21 protein-coding genes, 1 tRNA gene and 2 pseudogenes are annotated in these 22,767 nt (G+C 56.9%); 7 read left to right on the forward strand and 17 right to left on the reverse strand.

The annotated features are described in order from the left end of the window. Positions 1-56 precede the first annotated feature (56 nt). Both dhaR and OQV00_RS03285 read left to right on the forward strand, forming a co-directional pair. The gene (dhaR, locus tag OQV00_RS03280) at positions 57-1,982 is read left to right on the forward strand and encodes a dihydroxyacetone kinase operon transcriptional regulator DhaR (RefSeq protein ID WP_004867848.1); all 1,926 of its coding nucleotides are present in this window, start codon (positions 57-59) and stop codon (positions 1,980-1,982) included. Positions 1,983-2,207: 225 nt separating this feature from the next. After that, entirely contained in the window at positions 2,208-2,531 is a 324-nt protein-coding gene (locus OQV00_RS03285; RefSeq protein WP_071824665.1) for a DUF1889 family protein, read from the forward strand. A 436-nt stretch (positions 2,532-2,967) separates the two neighbouring features. Here the strand turns inward: OQV00_RS03285 and OQV00_RS03290 are convergent, their stop codons facing one another. Together OQV00_RS03290 and OQV00_RS03295 are read right to left on the reverse strand one after the other, a co-directional pair. Further along, complete coding sequence (locus OQV00_RS03290) at positions 2,968-3,132, reverse strand: hypothetical protein (protein ID WP_015585695.1); 165 nt, start codon at positions 3,130-3,132, stop codon at positions 2,968-2,970. Between the two features lie 369 nt (positions 3,133-3,501). Then, positions 3,502-3,577: transfer RNA gene (locus OQV00_RS03295), tRNA-Ile, on the reverse strand. A gap of 124 nt (positions 3,578-3,701) precedes the next feature. Between OQV00_RS03295 and mug the strand changes: the two genes are divergently transcribed. Next, complete coding sequence (mug, locus tag OQV00_RS03300) at positions 3,702-4,208, forward strand: G/U mismatch-specific DNA glycosylase (RefSeq protein WP_004867844.1); 507 nt, start codon at positions 3,702-3,704, stop codon at positions 4,206-4,208. A gap of 100 nt (positions 4,209-4,308) precedes the next feature. On the opposite strand, the gene rpoD is transcribed toward mug, so the two are convergent. The 3 genes from rpoD to rpsU form a co-directional block, all read right to left on the reverse strand. After that, the gene (rpoD, locus tag OQV00_RS03305) at positions 4,309-6,153 is read right to left on the reverse strand and encodes an RNA polymerase sigma factor RpoD (RefSeq protein WP_004867842.1); all 1,845 of its coding nucleotides are present in this window, start codon (positions 6,151-6,153) and stop codon (positions 4,309-4,311) included. Between the two features lie 150 nt (positions 6,154-6,303). Then, on the reverse strand, positions 6,304-8,049 hold the full coding sequence (gene dnaG, locus OQV00_RS03310) for a DNA primase (protein WP_004867839.1): 1,746 nt from the start codon (positions 8,047-8,049) through the stop codon (positions 6,304-6,306). Between the two features lie 176 nt (positions 8,050-8,225). Next, positions 8,226-8,441, reverse strand: coding sequence for a 30S ribosomal protein S21 (gene rpsU, locus OQV00_RS03315; RefSeq protein WP_001144069.1), 216 nt, complete (start codon positions 8,439-8,441; stop codon positions 8,226-8,228). A gap of 349 nt (positions 8,442-8,790) precedes the next feature. Here rpsU and tsaD point away from each other — a divergent pair, with 349 nt between their 5' ends. Beyond that, the gene (gene tsaD / locus OQV00_RS03320; RefSeq protein WP_004867835.1) at positions 8,791-9,804 is read left to right on the forward strand and encodes a tRNA (adenosine(37)-N6)-threonylcarbamoyltransferase complex transferase subunit TsaD; all 1,014 of its coding nucleotides are present in this window, start codon (positions 8,791-8,793) and stop codon (positions 9,802-9,804) included. Positions 9,805-9,846: 42 nt separating this feature from the next. Here tsaD and OQV00_RS03325 read toward each other — a convergent pair whose 3' ends face one another. The 8 genes from OQV00_RS03325 to OQV00_RS03360 form a co-directional block, all read right to left on the reverse strand. Next, the gene (locus OQV00_RS03325) at positions 9,847-11,454 is read right to left on the reverse strand and encodes a purine-cytosine permease family protein (RefSeq protein ID WP_088911930.1); all 1,608 of its coding nucleotides are present in this window, start codon (positions 11,452-11,454) and stop codon (positions 9,847-9,849) included. A 156-nt stretch (positions 11,455-11,610) separates the two neighbouring features. Continuing rightward, positions 11,611-12,225, reverse strand: a complete 615-nt coding sequence (gene ureG, locus OQV00_RS03330) for an urease accessory protein UreG (RefSeq protein ID WP_004867829.1) — start codon at positions 12,223-12,225, stop codon at positions 11,611-11,613. A gap of 8 nt (positions 12,226-12,233) precedes the next feature. Beyond that, positions 12,234-12,908: an urease accessory protein UreF gene (locus tag OQV00_RS03335; RefSeq protein WP_004867827.1), complete on the reverse strand. Its 675-nt coding sequence runs from the start codon at positions 12,906-12,908 to the stop codon at positions 12,234-12,236. Then, positions 12,909-13,418, reverse strand: a complete 510-nt coding sequence (ureE, locus tag OQV00_RS03340) for an urease accessory protein UreE (protein ID WP_097357698.1) — start codon at positions 13,416-13,418, stop codon at positions 12,909-12,911. 9 nt (positions 13,419-13,427) lie between these two features. Next, positions 13,428-15,131, reverse strand: a complete 1,704-nt coding sequence (gene ureC / locus OQV00_RS03345; protein WP_004867822.1) for an urease subunit alpha — start codon at positions 15,129-15,131, stop codon at positions 13,428-13,430. Beyond that, positions 15,124-15,444 (reverse strand): urease subunit beta, encoded by a 321-nt coding sequence (locus OQV00_RS03350; protein ID WP_200382386.1) that lies wholly within the window; start codon positions 15,442-15,444, stop codon positions 15,124-15,126. Before OQV00_RS03350 ends, ureC begins: the two co-directional genes overlap by 8 nt. A 9-nt stretch (positions 15,445-15,453) precedes the next feature. Continuing rightward, on the reverse strand, positions 15,454-15,756 hold the full coding sequence (locus OQV00_RS03355) for an urease subunit gamma (protein ID WP_004867816.1): 303 nt from the start codon (positions 15,754-15,756) through the stop codon (positions 15,454-15,456). Between the two features lie 9 nt (positions 15,757-15,765). Continuing rightward, positions 15,766-16,590 (reverse strand): urease accessory protein UreD, encoded by an 825-nt coding sequence (locus OQV00_RS03360; RefSeq protein WP_004867813.1) that lies wholly within the window; start codon positions 16,588-16,590, stop codon positions 15,766-15,768. Between OQV00_RS03360 and OQV00_RS03365 the strand changes: the two are divergent. Then, a pseudogene (locus OQV00_RS03365) lies at positions 16,580-16,666 on the forward strand (short-chain dehydrogenase); the annotation flags it as partial. The gene OQV00_RS03360 and the pseudogene OQV00_RS03365 overlap by 11 nt on opposite strands. A 67-nt stretch (positions 16,667-16,733) precedes the next feature. Here OQV00_RS03365 and OQV00_RS03370 read toward each other — a convergent pair. Together OQV00_RS03370 and plsY are read right to left on the reverse strand one after the other, a co-directional pair. Next, entirely contained in the window at positions 16,734-18,200 is a 1,467-nt protein-coding gene (locus OQV00_RS03370; RefSeq protein ID WP_015585698.1) for an MFS transporter, read from the reverse strand. A gap of 213 nt (positions 18,201-18,413) precedes the next feature. Further along, the gene (plsY, locus tag OQV00_RS03375) at positions 18,414-19,034 is read right to left on the reverse strand and encodes a glycerol-3-phosphate 1-O-acyltransferase PlsY (protein WP_004867810.1); all 621 of its coding nucleotides are present in this window, start codon (positions 19,032-19,034) and stop codon (positions 18,414-18,416) included. Between the two features lie 230 nt (positions 19,035-19,264). On the opposite strand from plsY, the pseudogene folB reads away from it, so the two are divergent. Further along, positions 19,265-19,658 (forward strand): annotated as a pseudogene (folB, locus tag OQV00_RS03380) (bifunctional dihydroneopterin aldolase/7,8-dihydroneopterin epimerase). Between the two features lie 208 nt (positions 19,659-19,866). After that, the gene (bacA, locus tag OQV00_RS03385; RefSeq protein ID WP_004867807.1) at positions 19,867-20,688 is read left to right on the forward strand and encodes an undecaprenyl-diphosphate phosphatase; all 822 of its coding nucleotides are present in this window, start codon (positions 19,867-19,869) and stop codon (positions 20,686-20,688) included. Between the two features lie 27 nt (positions 20,689-20,715). Here bacA and OQV00_RS03390 read toward each other — a convergent pair whose 3' ends face one another. Then, positions 20,716-21,957 (reverse strand): multifunctional CCA addition/repair protein, encoded by a 1,242-nt coding sequence (locus OQV00_RS03390; protein WP_266279840.1) that lies wholly within the window; start codon positions 21,955-21,957, stop codon positions 20,716-20,718. Positions 21,958-22,018: 61 nt separating this feature from the next. Then, positions 22,019-22,639, reverse strand: coding sequence for a TIGR04211 family SH3 domain-containing protein (locus tag OQV00_RS03395; RefSeq protein ID WP_004867804.1), 621 nt, complete (start codon positions 22,637-22,639; stop codon positions 22,019-22,021). Between the last annotated feature and the right edge of the window lie 128 nt (positions 22,640-22,767).

Here is a 22,767-nt window from a genome sequence, read left to right on the forward strand (position 1 = left end):
TCCCCTCCGACAGTCTCTGCCGGAGGGGTTATCTATTTTAAACAGTGGAAAAGGAAATGGCGGCGCAGACTCAGGACTCCGGAAAAACAGTATCTTCCGTTATCAGTCAGTCGTGGCAGCGTTGCAGCCGGTTTATGCCGAGGGAGACCTGGCAGGCGCCGCATCAGGCGCAGGGGCTGACCTTCGAATCGATCTGCCGGCGTAAAACCGCGCTGCTGACCATCGGCCAGGCGGCGCTGGAAGATGCCTGGGAGTTTATGGATAGCCGACCCTGCGCGTTGTTTATCCTCGATGAGTCCGCCTGTATCCTCAGCCGCTGCGGCGAACCGCAGACGCTGGCGCAGCTCGCGGAACTCGGTTTTCTTGACGGCAGCTACTGCGCGGAAAGCATTATCGGCAGCTGCGCGCTCTCGCTGGCCTCGATGCTGGGGCAACCGGTGAAAACCACCGGCGAGCAACACTTTAAACAGGCGCTGCACGGGTGGTCATTTAGCTCCACGCCGGTGTTTGATAACCACGGTCGCCTGTTTGGCTCCATCTCGCTGTGCTGTTTGATCGAACAGCAGGCCTCCTCTGATTTGTCTCTGACGCTGGCTATCGCCCGGGAAGTGGGCAACTCGCTGTTGACCGACAGCCTGCTGGCCGAATCTAACCGTCATCTCAACCAGATGTATGGCCTGCTGGAGAGCATGGATGATGGCGTGATGGCGTGGAATGAGCAGGGGGTATTGCAGTTTCTTAATGTCCAGGCCGCGACGCTCCTGCATCTTGATGCCCAGACCAGCCAGGGGAAAAATATTAACGAACTGGTGACGCTGCCGGCGCTGCTGCGCCGGGCCATTAAGCACGCGCGCGCGCTGAACCATGCGGAAGTGACGTTTGAGAGCCAGCATCAGTTTATCGATGCCGTCATTACCCTCAAGCCCATCGTCGAAGAGCAGGGCAATAGCTTTATTTTACTGCTGCACCCGGTGGAGCAGATGCGCCAGCTGATGACCAGCCAGTTAGGCAAAGTGAGCCACACTTTTGCGCAGATGTCCTCGGACGATCCGGAAACGCGACGGCTGATTCATTTTGGCCGTCAGGCGGCGCGGGGCGGTTTTCCGGTCCTGCTCTGTGGGGAAGAAGGGGTGGGTAAGGAGCTGGTCGCCCAGGCCATTCATAATGAAAGCGAACGGGCGGGCGGGCCTTATATTGCCGTCAACTGTCAGCTGTATGCCGACAGCGCGCTGGGCCAGGATTTTATGGGTAGCGCGCCTACCGATGACGAAAACGGGCGCCTGAGCCGCCTGGAACTGGCCAGCGGCGGCACCCTGTTTCTGGAAAAAATAGAGTACCTGGCGCCGGAGCTGCAGTCCGCGCTGCTGCAGGTGATTAAACAGGGGGTATTAACCCGCCTCGATGCCCGGCGCCTGATTCCGGTGGACGTTAAGGTGATTGCCACCACCACCGTTGATCTGGCTAATCTGGTGGAGCAGAACCGCTTTAGTCGCCAGCTCTATTACGCGCTGCATTCGTTTGAGATCGTCATTCCGCCGCTGAGGTCACGGCGCAACAGCATTCCCTCGCTGGTACACAACCGCCTGCGTAGCCTGGAGAAACGCTTTTCATCGCGCCTGAAAGTGGACGACGATGCCCTGGCGCAGCTGGTGAACTACTCCTGGCCGGGTAATGATTTTGAGTTAAACAGCATTATTGAAAATATCGCCATCAGCAGCGATAACGGCCATATCCGCCTGAGCAACCTGCCGGAATATCTCTTCTCCGAGCGGCCGGGCAGCGATACCGTCTCGCCCCTGCTACCTGCCAGCCTGACCTTCAGCGCTATTGAAAAAGAGGCCATTATCCATGCCGCCCGCGTCACCAGTGGCCGGGTGCAGGAGATGTCCCATCTGCTCAACATCGGGCGCACGACGCTGTGGCGCAAAATGAAGCAGTACGATATCGACGCCAGCCAGTTTAAGCGCAAAAATCACGACTAGTTGTCTGCACTCTCCGCGATTTGGGGGCGCAATTGCTGTTTTTCGCGATCTAAGCGGCGATTTGCTGTCGGTCGCGGATGACGGGGCGGTTTATACGGGCTGCACCGGACTTATCGGGCAGAAAAACGCCATGCAAACGTTTGACTGAGGTCTGAATCAAAGAAAGGCAACGATCTCTTTGATATCCCCGCAGACTTGGGTCCATATTATAAACATGTTCATCACGTGGTTAATTTTAAGGATAAGAGCATGCCAACAGCGATAGATAAAGCGTTAGATTTTATTGGTGGAATGAACACATCGGCGTCGGCTCCGCATTCAATGGATGAAAGTACGGCTAAGGGCATTTTAAAATATCTCCATGAGTTAGGCGTTCCGGCTAGCGCCGAAGACGTGATCGTGCGAGGAGAGCGGGAGGGATGGAATTCCGGGTTCACCCATAAAGTGGCCGGATGGGCGGAGAAAATCGCCGCTGGCAACCGTATCGTGATTAAAAATCCAGAGTACTTCTCCTCCTATATGCGGGAGCAGCTCCGGGAGCTGGTGTAAGCGGCTCGTTTTTAAAAAATGATTCTGAAGATGGTATCCTGCAGGATGGTATAAAAAAGGAGCAACGTTGCTAACGTCGCTCCTTATATTTTTCCGCTAATGAATATTCAGGATAATTTGAAATTTCCGCGCTAAGCAATGTATTTTCCGCTGGCTGAATAAGAGACTGGCGCTCTGGCGTATTTAGCATGGCAGGAAATTCTGAACCTGTCTGGCGCTCAATAACACTATCATGTTTATCGTCCCTTATCGGTTCTTTTCCTTTCCTTCCCGACTGAACATGCTGCTGCCTTTTTCACTTTGTACTGAGTGCCCCGTGAGCGCCTCAGCATTCTGACTGTTTTAGCAACTCAGCGATGAGACTTCTTTAACGCTTCGATTCAACGCTGATTTTCATCAGCTTCAGGTTTATCGGTGGCGATTCAGTTCTTCCTGATTAGCGAGCGAGCCCGACGGCTTTCGCCTGTGCCTGGAAGCGTTTGAGTTGCTGCTCGATTTCTTCCACAGAAATACCCGTTTCAATCGCGGGAGAACTGGCAACGGTGCGGAACAGCTGCGTTTTCGTGATCTTAGGGGAGGATGTTTTTTGCGTCGTGATCATTATCTCGTTAGTTATGCCGTGATTCTAGTTCTATTGAGCGATGCCAGCAAGGCTGCGGCAATTTTCTCTGGGCTTTCAGTTTGTGGGCAAATGCTATAAATAGACAAGTGTCTGACTCAAAAATGCGTCCGTCGTGTATTTCACATCCGGTGAAAGTGGACATTGTGATAAAAGCCAGTCACGGCAGTTTTGGGTTAGCATACCAGGTGAATTGCTGGAGCAACTGATGGCTATCTGAAACGAAAGTGTTCTGGTGAACCTTCAGGGTAAAAACCGAGATTGAAGTCTGAAGCTAAAACGGGACCTGGTCCAAATGCAATGCAAACAAAAAGGACTTAGATAATTTCTTATCTAAGTCCTTGTTTTATTTGGTGGCCCCTGCTGGACTTGAACCAGCGACCAAGCGATTATGAGTCGCCTGCTCTAACCACTGAGCTAAGGGGCCGTGGCGAGGGATTATAAAGTAACTGGCAGACGCAATCCAGCGCAAAACGCACGGCTGCTGTTTTTATAAACAATGCATTTTCAATCCTTTATAATCGCCTTTTAGGTATTGAGCGGGTGGAAAGATGATTAACGATATTCTGGCGCCGGACCTGCGGGTGGTCTTCTGTGGCATCAATCCGGGGAAGTCCTCTGCCCATACTGGTTTTCATTTCGCGCATCCGGGTAATCGCTTCTGGAAGGTGATTTACCAGGCCGGTTTTACCGACCGTCTGCTGAAGCCTGAAGAGGAGCTGCAGCTGCTCGATACGCGCTGCGGGATCACTATGCTGGTGGAACGCCCGACGGTTCAGGCCAGCGAAGTCGCCCTGCAGGAGCTACGCAGCGGCGGCCGGGAGCTGGTGCTGAAAATTGAACAGTATCAGCCGCGGGCGCTGGCGATTCTCGGTAAACAGGCCTTTGAGAAAGCGTTTCAGGTACGCGGTGCGCGTTGGGGCAAGCAGCAGGTGACCATCGGCGATACGGAAGTGTGGGTGCTGCCCAACCCCAGCGGACTGAACCGGGCGACGCTGGATAAGCTAGTGGAGGCGTATCGTGAACTGGATGATGCGCTGGCATCGCGAGGTCGATAGCCTGCGGCGGGGACCGGCGCTGGCTCTCCCTGACGGCAACAGAGTGAATGGAAGACAAAAAAAAGCTCCCCGCAGGGAGCTTTTTTATTTCCGACAACGATTAATCGTCGAGGAAGCTACGCAGCACTTCAGAACGGCTCGGGTGACGCAGCTTGCGCAGCGCCTTCGCTTCGATCTGACGGATACGTTCGCGGGTAACGTCGAACTGTTTACCGACTTCTTCCAGCGTGTGGTCAGTATTCATATCGATACCGAAACGCATACGCAGGACCTTCGCTTCACGAGCGGTCAGGCCTGCCAGCACGTCGTGAGTGGCGGCACGCAGGCTTTCCGTGGTCGCGGAGTCCAGCGGCAGCTCGAGGGTGGTATCCTCGATGAAATCACCCAGATGCGAATCTTCATCGTCGCCGATCGGCGTTTCCATGGAGATTGGCTCTTTGGCAATTTTCAGCACTTTACGAATTTTATCTTCCGGCATCAGCATACGTTCAGCCAGCTCTTCCGGCGTCGGCTCGCGACCCATTTCCTGCAGCATCTGGCGGGAGATACGGTTGAGCTTGTTGATGGTCTCAATCATATGCACCGGAATACGGATGGTGCGCGCCTGATCCGCGATAGAGCGGGTGATGGCCTGACGGATCCACCAGGTTGCATAGGTGGAGAACTTGTAGCCGCGACGATATTCGAACTTATCAACCGCTTTCATCAGACCAATGTTACCTTCCTGAATCAGATCCAGGAACTGCAGGCCACGGTTGGTGTATTTCTTGGCGATAGAGATAACCAGACGTAAGTTCGCTTCAACCATCTCTTTCTTCGCACGGCGGGCTTTCGCTTCACCGATGGACATACGACGGTTGATATCTTTAACCTGCTCGATGGTCAGGCCGGTCTCTTCTTCAATCTGCTGCAGCTTCTGCAGGCCGCGCTGAACGTCTTCTTTGACGTCGTGCAGTTTTTCAGACCACGGCTTGTTCATGGCGATCGCAGCGTTGAACCAGGTCTCGCTGGTTTCATTGCCGGTGAACAGGGTGATGAAGTTCTTCTTCGGCATTTTGCACTGTTCGACGCACAGTTTCATGATGATACGTTCCTGAGTACGGACGCGATCCATCATGCTACGCATGCTGCCGACCAGGTAATCGAACTGTTTCGGTACCAGGCGGAACTGTTTGAACACCTCAGACAGCTTGAGAATTTCTTCCTGGGCTGCGGCGTGGCTACGACCTTTCGCTTTGATGGTATCGCGGGTCAGCTCGTACTGCGTGCGCAGTTCAGCGAATTTCTCGCGCGCCAGCTCAGGATCGATGCTGTTGTCGTCATCGCTGCTGTCGTCGTCGTCGTCTTCATCTTCGTCTTCGTCGTCATCCATCTCTTCCTGAGAGAGTTCAGAACCGACGTGCGTCGCGGTTGGCGCCAGGTCTTCTTCGGCGTTAGGATCGACGAAACCGGTGATCAGGTCAGACAGGCGCGCTTCTTCAGCTTCGACGCGGTCGTACTGCTCCAGCAGATAGGTAATGGCTTCCGGATATTCAGCAACGGAGCACTGAACCTGGTTGATCCCATCTTCAATACGCTTGGCGATGTCGATTTCGCCTTCACGCGTCAGCAGTTCTACGGTACCCATTTCGCGCATGTACATGCGCACCGGATCGGTTGTACGTCCGATTTCAGATTCAACACTGGACAACACCTGTGCAGCAGCTTCTTCTGCATCTTCGTCGGTGTTGTTGCTGTTTTCAGCCAGCAGCAGATCATCGGCATCCGGTGCTTCTTCCATCACCTGAATGCCCATGTCATTGATCATTTGGATGATGTCTTCGATCTGATCGGAGTCGACGATATCTTCCGGCAGATGGTCATTGACCTCGGCATAGGTCAGATAGCCTTGCTCCTTACCACGTTGGACAAGAAGCTTCAGCTGTGACTGCGGGTTTTGCTCCATAAGACGGTATCCACACTTAATTCGTTTGATTGGTGTCGACAGACAAACTGCCAACATTTAAAGCGAGGGCGTACTTATATTATTGCCGCTGCGCCTCAGCGCGGCTGTCGGGGGCTTCCCGAACGATATTCGGCACTTAAGCCGTGCAATTCATTTTTTTGCCAGCTCCTGACTGATGGTCCAGAGTTCCCGGCGTTCTTCACTGCTTAAACCGTGCGTGCGGTCGCGAGCTATCAACTCTTCTTGCCGCAGTTCCAGCAGTGAATCAAACATATGGTTGAGCGCGTCGGTGAAGGTTTTTTCCGCGATATCTTTATCTGCTATATCGTCCCACATCGACAGTTTTTCAAGGGTTGCGGCCTCATTTGTACCGCGATACTGCTCTAAAAGTTGCCCGGTGGTCAGACCTGGCTGAGACAAACAGGTTTTGACCAGTTCGCTGAACAGGCCAAGCCCGGGCATTTTGCGCTGATCCAGGCCCTCTAAAGGCGGAACCAGCGGCGCCAAATCCGGGTTTTGCACCAGCAGTCCTATCAGTATACGCATGGTCGTGCGTTTTAGCTGCGGCGCGGGGCGTGGCGCTCCACTTTCTGTCTGTTTTGGCATTAAACGTTCAAGCTGAGCGTCATCTAAAATCCCCAGCTTGTTGCCCAGCTCCTGACGCAAATAAATGCGCAGCGTTTCACCCGGTACCTGGGTGATGAGCGGCAGCGCTAAGGTACTGAGCTGCGCGCGCCCGTCCGGGGTGCTCAAGTCGACCTGCGGCAGCAGGCTGTTGAACAAAAACGTGGAGAGCGGCTGAGCCTGCTCCATCCGCGCTTCAAACGCCGCTTTACCCTCTTTACGCACCAGCGTATCCGGGTCTTCGCCGTCGGGCAGAAACATAAAGCGTAGCTGACGACCATCGGTCATGTACGGCAGCGCCGTTTCCAGCGCCCGCCAGGCGGCATCGCGGCCAGCCCGGTCGCCGTCGTAACAGCAGATGACCTGGTTGGTCGCCCGGAACAAAAGCTGAATATGGTCGGCGGTGGTCGAGGTCCCCAGCGACGCGACGGCGTAGTTTATGTCGTACTGCGCCAGTGCCACGACGTCCATATAGCCTTCGACAACCAGCAAACGCGGTGGTTCGGCGTTATCCTGCTGCGCTTCATACAGGCCGTACAGCTGACGACCTTTATGGAAAATATCGGTTTCCGGAGAGTTAAGGTATTTCGGCAGGGCATCGCCCAGCACGCGACCACCAAAACCAATCACCCGGCCTCGCTTATCGCGGATAGGGAACATCACCCGTTCGCGGAAGCGGTCGTAACTGCGCCCCTTATCGTTCGTCACCAGCATGCCGGCATCGATAAGCGACTGGCGGTTTTCTTGATTGCCGCCAAAACGTTTTAAGACGTTATCCCAACCGGGTGGGGCGTAGCCAATCGCGAAGCGCGCAATGACCTCGCTGCTTAAGCCACGTTTTGCCAGATACTGGCGCGCAGGGTCGGCGGCGGGTTGCATCAGAGACTGTTGATAAAACGCATTCAGACCGTCCATCAATTGATAGAGACTTTGCCGCTGATGGCGCTCTATTTGACTCGGTCCGTTGCCTGCTTCATATGGCACTTCGAGGTTGTGCATGGCGGCCAGCTCTTCGACCGTCTCCACGAACTCGAGTTTGTCGTAGTTCATCAGGAAGTCGACAGCGTTGCCGTGCGCACCGCAACCAAAGCAGTGATAAAACTGTTTTTCACCGTTGACGGTAAAAGAGGGGGTTTTTTCGTTATGGAATGGACAGCACGCGTGGTAGTTCTTGCCCTGCTTTTTGAGCTTTACCCGCGCGTCGATCAGATCGACGATGTCGGTGCGCGCCAGCAGATCATTGATAAATACGCGTGGGATTCGTCCAGCCATAGGCCCCGTAAACTATACACACGATCACCAGACGGCCTCAGCGTGGGCTGAACACGTTCTTTCATGATGCGGTGTATCTGCTAATGCATAAACGAAAATAAGCCGCGCATTCCTTCCGGAAGCACGGCCTTACAACAACAACTCAGTCTGAATTGAGGGCTTTGGCCCTCAACAGATTAGTACAGACGAGTGCGGCGTGCGTTTTCGCGAGCCAGTTTCTTCGCGTGACGTTTCACTGCAGAAGCTTTAGCGCGCTTACGTTCGGTAGTCGGTTTTTCATAGAACTCACGACGACGAACTTCCGCCAGAACACCTGCTTTCTCACAGGAACGCTTGAAGCGACGCAGAGCTACGTCGAACGGCTCGTTTTCACGTACTTTAATTACCGGCATGTGCCTCTCACCTTTGATTAATTCGGTTTGCTGCTGGCATCAACGCCAGCTTATTTCAAAATGGTGCGGAATTTTACTGCAATTGCTGCTGCTTTGTAAAGCACCGCTGCCTTTTTTGAAAGGACTTTTATAAGGGTGAGGAGTATACACGAGGGTTGTTCCTGGGGCGAACAAAGTTTTATCTTCGCCGCCTGCAGGCCTTTCTGACGCTGCATGGCGGGCAACGTGCCGCCGGGCGGGTTTTCGCGCCGCGCCGGTTGCCTCGCTGCGCCAACCAGGCACGCTGAGGGTATACATCAACCCGCATTGGTCCTAAACTGCGCGGTATTAGAGCGAGGTAAAACAAGACATGCGTGTACTGGGTATTGAAACATCCTGCGATGAAACCGGCATCGCCATTTATGACGACGAAAAAGGCCTGCTAGCCAATCAATTGTATAGTCAGGTGAAATTACATGCTGACTACGGCGGCGTGGTGCCCGAGCTGGCTTCGCGCGACCACGTGCGTAAAACCGTACCGCTGATTCAGGCGGCGTTGAAAGAGGCCGGGCTGACGGCAAAAGAGATCGATGCTGTAGCCTATACCGCAGGTCCCGGCCTGGTTGGCGCGCTGCTGGTCGGCGCAACGGTAGGGCGTTCGCTGGCCTTTGCCTGGAACGTGCCGGCGGTTCCGGTGCACCATATGGAAGGGCATCTGCTGGCGCCGATGCTGGAAGATAATCCCCCCGCATTCCCGTTTGTGGCGCTGCTGGTCTCTGGCGGCCATACCCAGCTGATTAGCGTAACCGGTATTGGTCAGTACGAGCTGCTCGGCGAGTCTATCGATGATGCGGCCGGGGAGGCGTTCGATAAAACCGCTAAGCTGCTGGGGCTCGATTATCCCGGCGGCCCGATGCTGTCTAAGATGGCGGCTCAGGGCAAAGAAGGGCGGTTTGTTTTCCCCCGTCCGATGACTGACCGTCCCGGTCTGGATTTCAGCTTCTCCGGCCTGAAAACCTTTGCGGCTAACACTATTCGCAATAACGATGACGACGAGCAGACCCGTGCAGATATCGCCCGTGCGTTTGAAGATGCGGTGGTGGATACGCTGATGATTAAGTGTCGTCGCGCGCTGGAGCAGACCGGCTTTAAACGCCTGGTGATGGCCGGCGGCGTGAGCGCCAACCGCACGCTGCGCGCGAAGCTGGCGGAGATGATGGCAAAGCGCGGCGGCGAAGTGTTCTATGCGCGCCCGGAGTTCTGCACCGATAACGGCGCGATGATCGCCTATGCCGGGATGGTTCGCCTGCGTACCGGCGCTAAACCGGATCTCGGCGTGACCGTCCGTCCGCGCTGGCCGCTTGCTGAACTGCCGGCGGCGTAATCTGCATCACAGGCCGACATTCCGTCGGCCTGCCTTTCTGCTTTACTCCATACTTTTACACAGCGAGCAAATCGCGCCCTGATGTTTGTGCGAGTGCATGACGTCCGGACGTTCGTACTCTTCTTCGCAGCTGACGCACTGGTAAACGGTGATGGACGCATTGCCCAGCGCGTCGTAGCGCGGCTCGCTAATCCCGTCATCATACTGCTTGATGTAGTAGCGCCCGCCGGTGAGGATACCCATCAGCGGCGTCATCACCAGCGCCACGACCAGCGCAATCAGCGGCGAGAATGGCGCCAGCGTGGCACCGAGCAGGCCGAAGAAGGCGCAGATCGACAGGCCGGCCGCCAGAGCAAACGAAACCACCCCCACCGGGTTAACGTTGTAGATCATCCCGCGACGATATTCTGGCTGCGCCGGGGCGAGCCTGAGCAGACCTTTGTTGACGGTGATATCGGTGGCAACCACCACGACCCAGGCAATGGCAAAGTTAGAATAGAAACCAAGAATCCACGACAGCGCGCTGAACATATCGCCCTCCATCAGCGCCAGCGCGATGGCGAGGTTGACGATGACGAAGATAATCCGCCCCGGATAGCGTTTGGTGGTGCGCGTCCAGGCGCTGGTCCACGCCAGCGAGCCAGAATAGGCGTTGGTGACGTTGATTTTAATCTGTGAAATGACCACCAGCACCACGGCCAGGGTTAACGCCAGCCAGCCGGGTACCAGGTTATCAAAGACGCTGACGAACTGCTGTACCGGCTCGGTGTTGTGCACTGCCGGGAAGCGGGTCAGCAGATAAAAGCCGAGGAAGGCGCCGATGATCTGTTTTATCGCGCCTAATACCACCCAGCCAGGGCCTGCGGAAAAGACCGCCAGCCACCAGCTTTTGCTATTTTCCGCCGTTTTGGGCGGCATAAAGCGCAGGTAATCGATCTGCTCGCCGATCTGCATAATCAGCGACAGACAGACGCCGGCGCCGAGCATAATGGCAGTTAAATCGACCTGCGCCGCGTTATTCTTGCCGGCGAAGTTCATAAAGCCGTCCACCAACGCCGGGTCTTTGGCAATCAGCCAGGCCACCGGCACCACCATCAGCACCAGCCACAGCGGCGTGGTCCACACCTGCAGGCGGGTCAGGGCTTTCATACCGTAAACGACCAGCGGCAGCACCATCAGGGTGGCGATGAGATAGCCCATCCACAGCGGGATCCCTAATCCAACCAGCAGCCCCTGGGCCATAATCGAGCCTTCAAGGGCGAAGAAGATAAAGGTGAAGCCTGCGAAGATAATGCTGGTGATGACCGAGCCAAAATAGCCGAATCCGGCGCTGCGGGTGATTAAGTCGAGATCGATGTTATAGCGGGCGGCGGTAATCGCCAGCGGGATCCCGGTGAGGAAGATCACCAGCGCCGCCAGCAGGATGGCGTAAATCGCGTTGGTGGTGCCCCATGCCATGCCGATGCTGGCGCCGATGGAGAAGTCCGCCAGATAGGCGATGCCGCCCAGCGCGGTCACGGCGACGACGCCAGGCCCCCAGCGGCGGAAGCTCAGCGGAGCATAGCGGAGTGTATAGTCTTCCAGGGTTTCTCTGGAGCCTGATGGCCCGGTCTGGGCAGGTAACTCAGTTTTGATATCCAGTGATGACATAGTCATTCCTTAATGGTCAGGTATGACTGTAATTAGCAAACCTTATGCCACTTCGTAGAGCAGGCGCCGCAGGGGGCTGTGGGGGAGGGGGGGATAAAAAGAGGGCGTCGAATGCACCATCCGGGCGCGGGTGCGTCCGGATGGTGCAGGAACGTTTTAGCGCAGCATACCTTTGTCGACAAGGAAGGCGATGATGTTGTTCAGGCCATCGCCGCTTTTCAGGTTGGTAAAGGTCCACGGGCGCTCGCCGCGCATACGCATCGTATCGCGCTCCATCACCTCCAGCGACGCGCCCACATACGGTGCAAGGTCGGTTTTGTTGATCACCAGGAAGTCCGACTTCGTGATCCCCGGCCCCCCTTTGCGCGGGATCTTTTCCCCTTCCGCAACGTCAATGACGTAGATGGTCAGATCCGCCAGCTCCGGACTGAAGGTGGCGCTCAGGTTATCGCCGCCGCTTTCCACGAAGATCAGATCGAGGTTGCCGAATTTTTCGCTCAGCGCTTCTACCGCCGCCAGGTTCATCGACGCGTCTTCGCGGATCGCGGTATGCGGACATCCGCCGGTTTCGACGCCGACGATGCGCTCCGGCGCCAGCGCGCCCGCTTCGGTGAGAATACGCTGATCTTCTTTGGTGTAGATGTCGTTGGTGACGACGGCTAACTGCCAGCTGTCACGCATGGCTTTACACAGCGCTTCCAGCAGGGCCGTTTTCCCGGAACCGACCGGGCCGCCGACGCCGACGCGCAGCGGGTGTTTGTAGTTATGCATACTCTCTCCTAGGAACGGAATAATCGGGAATACTGGGTTTCATGCCGGGCGGAAGCAATGGCGGCCAGCGGCGTGGAGGAACCTATCGCGCTATCCGGCGCCGCAAGGGCGCAGGCCATATCCGCCGCGTAGCGATCGCACAGGCGTAAAATCAGCTGCTGGGCCGCCTGCTGGCCGAAGGGAACCAGCTTAACGCCCGCCATGACCGCGCTTTCGATCCAGCTGTAGCCAAGGCTCAGCGCCAGGTCGGGAAGTGCGATTTGCCAACGCACGCCGAGCCACGCCATGCCGGCGAGCTGGCTTTGCCGGCACAAACCGCGCCACGCCGGCGGGCAGTCCGGCTGCCAGTCGGCCAGCAGGCGGGCAAATGCCGTGCCGCGATTACGCTCTTCTTCACGCAGTTCGCGGGTCTCACGGCAGGCGAGCAGCCAGGCGGTCCAGCGCTGTGCTGACGGCAGATCGTCGTTTTCGCATGCCCGATACAGCCGGGCGAACAGAGGAAGATCGACGGTAAAAAAGCTCTGTTCCATCTGCTGCTGCTGCCAGCGTTCAAAAGCGGCGGCATCGGGTACCCAGCCTGCTTCGACTGCCCATTCCAGACCTTGCGACCAGCTATAGCCGCCGACCGGCAGGTTGCTGCTGGCCAGCTGCATCAACCGCAGGCGTTTTTCCGGCGTTGGCATTTAGTGACTGTGCTCGTGATGATGATGATCGTGGCCATGATCGTGACTATGACCGTGGCTGTGGCTGTGGCTGTGGCCGTGGCTTTCGCTGGCGTAGGCGCCGGCTTCCGGTTCAAACGGCAGATGCGCGAAAGTGACCTCCAGGCCGAACTGGCGCAGCATATCGTCCAGCACATGATCGTGGTGATAGCGCAGCTCTCCGGGCATGATTTGCAGCGGAACGTGGCGGTTGCCGAGGTGATAGCAGGCTTTCGCCAGGGTGAACGGATCGTCGCAATGCACCACGGACACGCCTTCATCTGCGGCGATAATTTGCACAAACTCGCTGCCGTCTTCATTGCTGAGCACATCCCCGCCGCGTAGCAGCAGGCCGCGCGGCAACAACAAACCGGCTTCGCGACCGTCGTTGAGGGTGACTTTGATACGACTTTTCACCCGCACATCGATCGGCAGCGTAAGGCTGGCGGTCAGTTTGCCAGGTGAATCCACTCGTTGGGTCAGATAGAGCATCCGGACTCCTTAAAACAGAAAATAACGTTGCGCCATCGGCAGGACATCTGCCGGTTCGCTGGTGATCAGTTCGCCATCGATGCGCACTTCATAGGTTTGCGCGTCGACGGTGATATTGGGCTGCAGGCCGTTATGGATCATGTCGGTCTTTTGTACCGTCCGGCAGCCTTTCACCACCGCCGTGGCGCTCTGCAGATTCAGACGCTGCGCCACGCCACTGTCGACCGCCGCCTGCGGCAGGAAGGTGAGGCGACAGTGATGGCGAGCGCTGCCCAGCGCGCCGAACATCGGGCGGTAGTGCACCGGCTGTGGCGTCGGAATCGAGGCGTTGATGTCGCCCATCGGGGCAATGGCGATCATACCGCCCTTGATCACCGTGGCCGGCTTAACGCCGAAAAACGCCGGGGACCACAGCACGAGATCCGCCAGTTTGCCCACTTCAATCGAGCCGACTTCATGGGCGATACCGTGGGTCAGCGCCGGGTTAATGGTGTACTTGGCGATATAGCGCTTCACGCGGAAGTTGTCGTTATCGCCGCGTTCTTCCGCCAGCGGCCCGCGCTGCACCTTCATCCGATGCGCCACCTGCCAGGTACGCAGAACGACTTCGCCCACGCGCCCCATCGCCTGCGAATCGGAAGAGGTCAGAGAGAAGGCGCCGAGATCGTGCAGAACATCTTCTGCCGCAATGGTTTCCCGGCGGATGCGGGATTCGGCAAACGCCACGTCTTCCGCAATATCCGGATCGAGATGGTGGCAGACCATCAGCATATCGAGATGTTCGTCAATGGTATTGACGGTGTAGGGCAGCGTCGGGTTGGTGGAGGAGGGCAAAATATTGGGGTGTGCGCAGGCGGTAATAATATCTGGCGCATGGCCGCCGCCGGCACCTTCGGTATGGAAAGTGTGGATCGTCCGTCCGGCAATCGCCGCCAGCGTATCTTCAACAAAACCCGATTCATTCAGGGTGTCGCTGTGCAGCGCCACCTGAATATCCATTTCGTCGGCGACCGTCAGCGCGCAGTTGATGGCGGCCGGCGTGGCGCCCCAGTCTTCATGAATTTTCAGGCCGATAACGCCTGCCGCAACCTGTTCGCGTAGCGCGTCCGGGTTTGAGCCGTTGCCTTTGCCCAGCAGACCAATATTCACCGGCAGACTGTCCGCGGCCTGTAGCATCCGCGAGATGTACCACGGCCCCGGTGTACAGGTGGTGGCGTGTGTCCCCGCGGCGGGGCCCGTTCCGCCGCCGACCATGGTGGTGACGCCGGAGACCAGCGCCTCTTCCGCCTGCTGCGGGCAGATCCAGTGGATGTGGGTATCGACGCCGCCGGCGGTGACTATCTTACCTTCGGCGGCAATAACCTCCGTCGCCGCGCCAATGGGGATAGTGACGTCAGGCTGGATATCGGGATTACCCGCTTTGCCGATTGCGACAATACGCCCCTCTTTGACACCAATGTCGGCTTTGACGATCCCCCAGTGATCGACGATCAGCGCATTGGTCAGCACCAGATCGACACAGTCGTCAGCGAGCATTTGTCCCTGGCCCATACCGTCACGGATGACCTTCCCGCCGCCGAACTTGACCTCTTCGCCGTAGGTGGTCAGATCGTCTTCGACCTCGATCCACAGTTCGGTGTCCGCCAGGCGCACTTTATCGCCGGTGGTGGGGCCAAACATGTCGGCATAGGCCTGACGTGAAATATCACTCATTGTTTGCCTCCAGATTTCCCATCACGTCGCCGCGAAAGCCGTATACCGCGCGACGACCGGCGAGCGCCACCAACTCTACTTCACGTTTTTGCCCTGGCTCAAAGCGGACCGCGGTGCCGGCGGCGATGTTCAGGCGATAGCCGGTGGCCTGCGCCCGATCAAATTTTAGCTCCGGGTTGACCTCGGCAAAATGGTAATGCGATCCAACCTGAATCGGCCGGTCGCCATGATTCTCAACGATAATGCTGCGGGTGGCGCGGCCAACGTTCAGAGCTATCTGTCCGGGCTGCACCTTATATTCACCTGGGATCATCGCGAAACCTCAGATAATCGGGTTGTGGACGGTGACCAGCTTCGAGCCATCCGGGAAGGTGGCCTCGACCTGGATGTCGGGGATCATTTCGGGTACGCCCTCCATGACCTGTTCGCGGCTTAACACGTGGCGGCCTTCTTCCATCAGCGCCGCGACGCTTTTACCGTCGCGGGCGCCTTCCATAATAAAGGCGCTGATTAAGGCCACGGCTTCCGGGTAGTTCAGCTTCAGGCCGCGGGCCAGGCGACGTTCCGCCACCAGTGCGGCGGTAAACAACAGCAGCTTGTCTTTCTCTCTGGGGGTCAGTTCCATAGCGTTCTCTCAGGTCAACCAGATTCGGGGAAGGACCGGGGACTTTCCGGTCAGATGCGGGCGCATAAACTGCCAGATATCACGCATCGCCCGCTGGCAAAGTAAGTTATCGTCACTTAAAAAGCGCACCGTCAGCAGGCCGTCAGTCAGCGTGGCGCCAGCATAATTGCCCAGCGTCGTGAGTCGTTCCCGCACGCCGTCAAGCAGGGCTTCACTGGCGGGATAGAACAGCAGAGTACCGACCCACGGGTACTGCGCCACGCTGGCCAGACGTCCGTCGGCCAGATGCAGGCGTTCAATGAGCAGCGGGGCATCATCCATCCATACTTCAAGACGATTGCTGAGGGCGCCATGGCTAAAGCTTTCACCGATGACCGGGCGGCCCAGGCACAGCAGATCCCAGGCCAGTAGCGTGCTGGAAGGGCAAAGATGAAAGGCGGTATGCAGACGGGCGCGGGCGCCGGGAAAGAAAATCGCGTCCTGCGGCAGCCACTCCAGCGTCGAGCGTTCCGCCAGCGTCAGGCGCTGATGTAAATGAGCCTGCGCGCCGCTGCTGCGGTAAAACTTACTGGCACCGGGCATGGTGATTAACGTGTGGCAGCCGCTATCGAGAGCGGCGCGAATCGTTAGCTCGTCACCACCGACAATCCCGCCCGGCGGGTGGAGTAAGTAGAGATGACAGGTATCGTCTTCAGGATAAAAGGGACGCTGGACGGTGAGCGGACCGACATGACGGGCGGAGGTGAGTACCGTTTTGCCGCCGCGATGTTGAAAATGAAGGTCCAGCGTAGCCTGCCAGCCTTTTTTATTCTCTGGTAACACGGTGCTGTGCAATGTTGTTACGCCCCTGCAAAATCAAGATAAAACAGCAGCGATGAGTATTGATCGGCGCGAAAGTATCTCGATCATATGAAAAGCTTATGAATTAAAAACAAGAAAACAGCCGCCTGTGCGGCGGCCGTTTAGCGAAAAGATTATTACGCCTGATAATCTTCGGCGTCAATGTCATAACCCGACGGTTCCCAGCGAATCGCGAGCAGCGACAGCAGGCCAATCAGCGGCGCGGCGGCGATAATCCAAAAGACCTGGGTATCCAGGGCCGCAACCAGCAGCGGGAAGAGGAACAGCGACAGGGTTGAGCTGCTGCGCATCAGAGTCTGGTTCAGGCCGACACCGACACCGCGCAGCGAAGTTGGATAGCTCAGCGAAGCAAAGGTCATGGTGTGGGCGCCGGGGCCAAACCCCTGGCCGAACAGGAACAGCGCCAGCATCGCCACGGCCGCGATGCCTTCGCCCGCGCCGTGCGGGCGGCCGATCAGCGCCAGTCCCAGCAGCGCCGCCAGCTGGCAACTGTAGCCCGCCAGCGACATCTTCCATGCCCCTAAGCGCGGCACCAGCCGCACTGCCAGCAGGCCGCCGACGAAAGCAAAGAGCAGGTTCAGCGCCAGGGAGATCACAATCGTGGTCAGCATCGACTGAACAAAGAAGCTGGAGATAATCACCGGCAGGCCGAAGGCGACGGCGTTATAGGCAAAGGAAGAGACGACCGACAGCAGCGTAGCGAGGGTGGTCCGCCGCAGATAGACGCCCTGGAACAGACGGAAATAGTTGCTCCACTGCGCTTTTTTCACCACCGGCGTCGGGTTATCCAGCGCGTCCTGCGCCACGTGGGCGTTGATGTTATAGGCCTTGCGCAGAATGGCGGCCGCTTCACGCAGGTTGCCCTGATTGGCGGCCCACACCGGCGACTCGCTCATATAGCGGCTGCGAATGGCGATAATCACCAGCGCAGGAACCGCGCCGAAGCCCAGAATCAGCCGCCACAGCCAGTCGCTGTGGCTTTCCGGCAGTACGGCATAGAACAAGAGCACCAGCAGATATGAAATACTGATAGCGGCGTACCACGTCGGGCACCACATGGCGACGCTGGCCGCTTTGTTGCCCGGCCCCTTAAGCTTTGAGAACTCACTCAGGAAGGCCATCGCCACCGGCAGATCGATACCGACGCCGAGGCCCATGACAAAACGGGCGCCGGTCAGCACGTATTCGTTGGGGGCCAGCGCGCAGGCGATCGCTGCCACCACAAAAAACAGCATATCGGCCATGAAGACGCGGTAGCGGCCGATTTTATCCGTCAGGTAGCCGCCCAGCAGCGCGCCGACGATGGCGCCGAAGGTGATGGCTGAGGCCACCATGCCGGTGCCGGCGGGCGTCAGGTTGAATTCACGGGTAATGTCTTTCAGGCCAAAGGCCAGGGAGCCAAGATCGTAGGCATCGAGAAAGATACCGCCGAGGGCGATACCCATAACAATCCGCGCATTGGTACGCCCGCTGCTGCCCTCATTGATTAAACGCGATACGTCAGCGGCGCCGCGTATCCACTGTACTTCCCCGCCAGGCGACCCCGCCGCTGCGACCGGAGCCGCGTTGATTACGTCTGTCATGATGTTGTTCTGTGCTGTCTTATAAAGGATTCAGAGTAAACATCGCGGCAGGCAGGGATAAATTATTTTTGGTTATAAGACATAGCTAAGTGATTGTTGTGAAATGATTATCTTTTTCTGGCCGGTGAGTTCAGGAGGATTGGCTGCCAAAAAGGGTAATTCAGAGAGAATGTCGGGATAAAGGGGGCCCGGCGCGCGCCACCGGGCGCCAGATTATTTCTGCTCAGGCGTTTTTTTGTTCTTTTTCAGCCGGGCCCAGATTTTGGTTTCCTGGCGCCGCCACAGACGCTGAATATTGTCGTGATGGCGCAGCAGAATCAGGCAGGAGAGCATAGAAACCGGGAAGGTATACTGCGGTTTGAACCACCAGACGTAGAAAGGGGCAATCAGCGCGCTGACAATAGCCCCGAGCGAGGAATAGCCGCTGAGCAGGATGGTCAGCAGCCAGGTACCCGCCATGACGCCGGTCAAATCCCAGCCGATGGGCGCGATTGCGCCGAAAGCGGTCGCCACGCCCTTACCACCGCGGAAGTTAAAGAATACCGGCCAGATATGGCCTACGCAGGCCGCAATGGCGACCAGACCCAGCCAGAAAGGCGTCAGGCCGAGCGCCCAGGCACCCCAGACGGGCAGCATGCCTTTGAGCACATCAAAAATAAGAACCGTTACGGCTGCTCCCTTGCCGCCAATTCGTAGTACGTTTGTCGCCCCAGGATTGCCGGAACCGCTATCGCGAGGATCGGGCAGGCCAGCGAGACGACACACCAGAATGGCGCTGGAAATTGAGCCGCAGAGGTAGGCAAGGATAACCAGTCCAGGCGCGATTGCACTCATCAGCTGTTCCATTTTGAAAATGTCGTTTTGTCCCCGCTATCCTTCGCGTCGCTGATGCGCTGGCGCACTTCTTTCGTGCCGTCATCGGAGCGTGCATGGAGCCAGAACGCTTGCTGCGCCGCTGCTTTCCTGCAATGCGAATTATTTAGGGGATGTCTTTGCATCTGTGGATAATACGCATAATTCGCCGGAAGTGGTATCCGGTTTAGCCAAAAAGCAGGCAGGTCGTGATGGATATTGTATTTATAGAGCAACTTTCGGTAATCACCACTATCGGTGTTTACGACTGGGAACAAACCATTGAACAGAAGCTGGTGTTCGATATCGAAATGGCGTGGGACAACCGCAAAGCGGCGAGCAGCGATGATGTCAATGATTGCCTCAGCTATGCTGATATCAGCGAGCTGGTGATTGGTCACGTTGAAGGCGGACGTTTTGCGCTGGTGGAACGTGTCGCGGAAGAGATTGCCGATCTGCTGCTGGAAAAATTCCCCTCGCCGTGGGTGCGGATTAAAGTCAGCAAACCGGGCGCCGTTGCCCGGGCGGCAAACGTGGGCGTGATTATCGAGCGCAGTCGGACGTAGCCTTAATCTGAAACAAAACTTTTCAGGTCATACTCGTTAAACAAATTGCGTTTATACCGGTCACAGGATCCGGCTATCGGGATATTTAATTGCCGCTCAGGGTCAGGACAGCACTCGAAATTTACGCGTACTCCGTGTACGCTCCGATTTCCTGCGCCGTCCGTCTCCAGACTGGCCGCATCAATATCACCTGATGGAATGGTTCAGCGTATCTGGTTTTTTCATTTTACTTTTAAAGGGTTTATTGGATGAGCGATATACACTCGCTGCTGGTGGCGGCAATATTGGGTGTGGTTGAAGGGTTAACGGAATTTTTACCTGTTTCCAGTACTGGCCATATGATTATTGTTGGCCATCTGCTGGGCTTTGAAGGCGAGACGGCAAATACTTTTGAGGTGGTCATTCAGTTAGGTTCTATTCTTGCCGTTGTCGTCATGTTCTGGCGTCGTCTGTTTGGTCTGATCGGTATTCATTTCGGTAAACCACCGGAACATGAAGGTCAGGGAAGCGGCCGTTTATCGCTGATTCATATTTTATTAGGGATGGTTCCGGCGGTGGTGCTGGGTCTGTTGTTCCACGATACCATCAAATCGTTGTTCAACCCGGTCAACGTCATGTATGCGCTGATCGTGGGTGGCCTGCTGCTGATCGCGGCGGAAGTGCTGAAGCCAAAACAGCCGCGTGCCGTCGGTATTGATGATATGACCTATCGCCAGGCATTTATCATCGGCTGCTTCCAGTGCCTGGCGCTGTGGCCCGGTTTCTCTCGCTCCGGTGCGACCATTTCCGGTGGGATGCTGATGGGCGTAAGCCGCTATGCGGCGTCAGAGTTCTCCTTCCTGCTGGCGGTGCCGATGATGATGGGGGCGACCGTGCTGGATGTGTATAAGAGCATCGGTTTCCTCAACGCCAGCGATATTCCGATGTTTGCCGTCGGCTTTATTATGGCGTTCATCGTGGCGCTGATCGCGATTAAAACCTTCCTGCAGCTGATTAAACGTATTTCGTTTATCCCGTTTGCTATCTACCGTTTTGTCGTCGCGGCAGTGGTTTACGTTATCTTCTTCTGAGTTTTCAGCGCCGGTAAAACCGGGCCCTCAGTCGCAAGGCTGAGGGCAGCGCTCTTCCTTCCACTTCGCGACCGCCAGTATGCGGCGCCGCGTCAGCTCCTCACGAATCTCCGGCCCTTTAAAGCCCTGAGCAACCACCTCTTTCGTAGAGACCGATTGGGCGACCTCCCAGGCTTCAAGCAGCAGGCGTCCCTGCGGATAATCGCGGGCTTCGAATCCGGTACGTCCGCGCACATCGGCTTCGCTGGTTAAGGCGATTTGCATGACCCGCTGCGGCTTACGCCAGGCGTCGATATTATCAAACAGTTTGACCAGCGTTTTGGGCTGCAGTATTGGCAGGGTATGAATCAGGTCGTGGAATTCGGCGACCAGCTTCGCCAGATCGCGAATGTCGTTCGGTACGCGCAGACGGGCGCAGAGCTGCTCGACCAGCCTGACGCCTGCCGGACCGTGGCCGTGATGGCGCGGCCAGAGCGCTTTTGGCGTCAGCCCTTTGCCGAGATCGTGACATAGCGTTGCAAAGCGAACGTCAATCTCCGGCGACAGCATTGCCGCCATCGTCAGAGTCATCAGCGTATGTACACCGGTGTCGATTTCCGGGTGCCATTTAGCCGGTGCCGGAACGCCGTACAGCGCGTCAATTTCCGGGAACAGCACGCCGAGCGCGTGGCAGTCGCGTAAGGTCTGGAAAAAGACCTGGGGATTACGGGTGCCAAGGGCGTTTTCCGTCTCCTTCCAGACCCGTTCTGGCGTCAGATGCGCCAGTTCGCCGGCGTCGGCCATGACGCGCATCAGCGCCATTGTTTCGTCGGCAATACGGAAGCCCAGGTGGGCATAGCGGGCGGCGAAGCGCGCCACGCGCAGAACGCGCAGCGGGTCTTCGCTGAAGGCGGGTGAGACGTGGCGCAGCAGGCGCAGACGCAAATCGGCCTGGCCGCCGTAGGGATCGATAATCAGGCCATCGGCATCCTGAGCCAGCGCATTAACCGTCAGATCGCGGCGCAGCAGATCCTGTTCCAGCGTGACGTCCGGGGCGGCATAGCAGGTAAAACCGGTGTAGCCGGAGCCTGATTTACGCTCGGTACGTGCCAGAGCATACTCTTCCCGGCTTTTCGGGTGCAGAAATACGGGGAAATCGCGGCCTACCTGCTGGTAGCCCGCCTCAAGCAACTGCTCAGGCGTGGCGCCAACTACGACCCAATCTCTGTCTTTGACCGGTAGGCCTAATAACGCATCCCGAACTGCACCACCGACCAGATAAATCTTCACGCCTGACTCTCCCGTATCCACTTTGCTCAAGATGATACGTAAGTCTGGCAGAGAAGACGAATTAGTTCATCCACCGGTCTTTACGTTTACGGCTCGGGACCAGATGCGGCAGCACCAGACCGAGCAGCAGTCCGACGCCAAGCACGCCGCCGCCGTACATAAACCACTGCATGATAATAGTGCGCTGCTTATCATCCAGCTGCAGATTCGCGGCATTCACCTTCTTCTGGGCGACAACCAGCTCATTTTTCAGCTTTTGGTTTTCATCTTTCAGCGCGTTGATGACGGTATCGCTGCCGGCGACCTTTTTCTGCATGTCGGCGGTGCGCTGATTCCAGGTGGTGTCGATGTTATTGAGTTTGTCGGTCAGGGTTTTCACCTGATTTTCCAGATCCGGCACGCGGGTGCGCAGGCTGGGCTCGGTGCTCAGCTCTTTCAGCGGAATCCACGCGGTACGGCCGTTGCCGTCGCGGATCTGGGCATAACCGGTGCTGTCATTGGTCTGCAGCAGAGAAACTTCTTCCCCGGCGTTAATGGTGCCCTGAAGACGATAATTATCGCCCGGCCCCGTGCGAACCCAGGTGTTCAGTTCATCAGAAACATAGCGTTTTTCTTCTGCATGAACCGCCGTGGCGGCGCTGAGCGCCAGCAAAGTAAAAGTGATAAGGCGTAATTTTGGCATCAGGTCATCGTTTGATCATAAAAAGTTGAACGATAGTAGTGGCATCGCCATAGCGACGCAAAGTTTTCTGCCACAATCGGAAACATCCGGGAGGTGGCCCGGCAAAATGCGCATTGCATGGAGAATCG

Origin of the sequence: Klebsiella sp. DY2415, from assembly GCF_026314315.1 — a bacterium.
Classification (GTDB): domain Bacteria; phylum Pseudomonadota; class Gammaproteobacteria; order Enterobacterales; family Enterobacteriaceae; genus Klebsiella; species Klebsiella ornithinolytica.

Excerpts from the sequence above, each read along its gene's own strand:
- dhaR (WP_004867848.1), top strand. The coding sequence starts at position 57 with ATGGCGGCGCAGACTCAGGACTCCGGAAAAACAGTATCTTCCGTTATC.
- OQV00_RS03290 (WP_015585695.1), bottom strand. The coding sequence starts at position 3,132 with ATGATCACGACGCAAAAAACATCCTCCCCTAAGATCACGAAAACGCAG.
- mug (WP_004867844.1), top strand. The coding sequence starts at position 3,702 with ATGATTAACGATATTCTGGCGCCGGACCTGCGGGTGGTCTTCTGTGGC.
- rpoD (WP_004867842.1), bottom strand. The coding sequence starts at position 6,153 with ATGGAGCAAAACCCGCAGTCACAGCTGAAGCTTCTTGTCCAACGTGGT.
- dnaG (WP_004867839.1), bottom strand. The coding sequence starts at position 8,049 with ATGGCTGGACGAATCCCACGCGTATTTATCAATGATCTGCTGGCGCGC.
- rpsU (WP_001144069.1), bottom strand. The coding sequence starts at position 8,441 with ATGCCGGTAATTAAAGTACGTGAAAACGAGCCGTTCGACGTAGCTCTG.
- tsaD (WP_004867835.1), top strand. The coding sequence starts at position 8,791 with ATGCGTGTACTGGGTATTGAAACATCCTGCGATGAAACCGGCATCGCC.
- OQV00_RS03325 (WP_088911930.1), bottom strand. The coding sequence starts at position 11,454 with ATGTCATCACTGGATATCAAAACTGAGTTACCTGCCCAGACCGGGCCA.
- ureG (WP_004867829.1), bottom strand. The coding sequence starts at position 12,225 with ATGCATAACTACAAACACCCGCTGCGCGTCGGCGTCGGCGGCCCGGTC.
- OQV00_RS03335 (WP_004867827.1), bottom strand. The coding sequence starts at position 12,908 with ATGCCAACGCCGGAAAAACGCCTGCGGTTGATGCAGCTGGCCAGCAGC.
- ureE (WP_097357698.1), bottom strand. The coding sequence starts at position 13,418 with ATGCTCTATCTGACCCAACGAGTGGATTCACCTGGCAAACTGACCGCC.
- ureC (WP_004867822.1), bottom strand. The coding sequence starts at position 15,131 with ATGAGTGATATTTCACGTCAGGCCTATGCCGACATGTTTGGCCCCACC.
- OQV00_RS03350 (WP_200382386.1), bottom strand. The coding sequence starts at position 15,444 with ATGATCCCAGGTGAATATAAGGTGCAGCCCGGACAGATAGCTCTGAAC.
- OQV00_RS03355 (WP_004867816.1), bottom strand. The coding sequence starts at position 15,756 with ATGGAACTGACCCCCAGAGAGAAAGACAAGCTGCTGTTGTTTACCGCC.
- OQV00_RS03370 (WP_015585698.1), bottom strand. The coding sequence starts at position 18,200 with ATGACAGACGTAATCAACGCGGCTCCGGTCGCAGCGGCGGGGTCGCCT.
- plsY (WP_004867810.1), bottom strand. The coding sequence starts at position 19,034 with ATGAGTGCAATCGCGCCTGGACTGGTTATCCTTGCCTACCTCTGCGGC.
- bacA (WP_004867807.1), top strand. The coding sequence starts at position 19,867 with ATGAGCGATATACACTCGCTGCTGGTGGCGGCAATATTGGGTGTGGTT.
- OQV00_RS03395 (WP_004867804.1), bottom strand. The coding sequence starts at position 22,639 with ATGCCAAAATTACGCCTTATCACTTTTACTTTGCTGGCGCTCAGCGCC.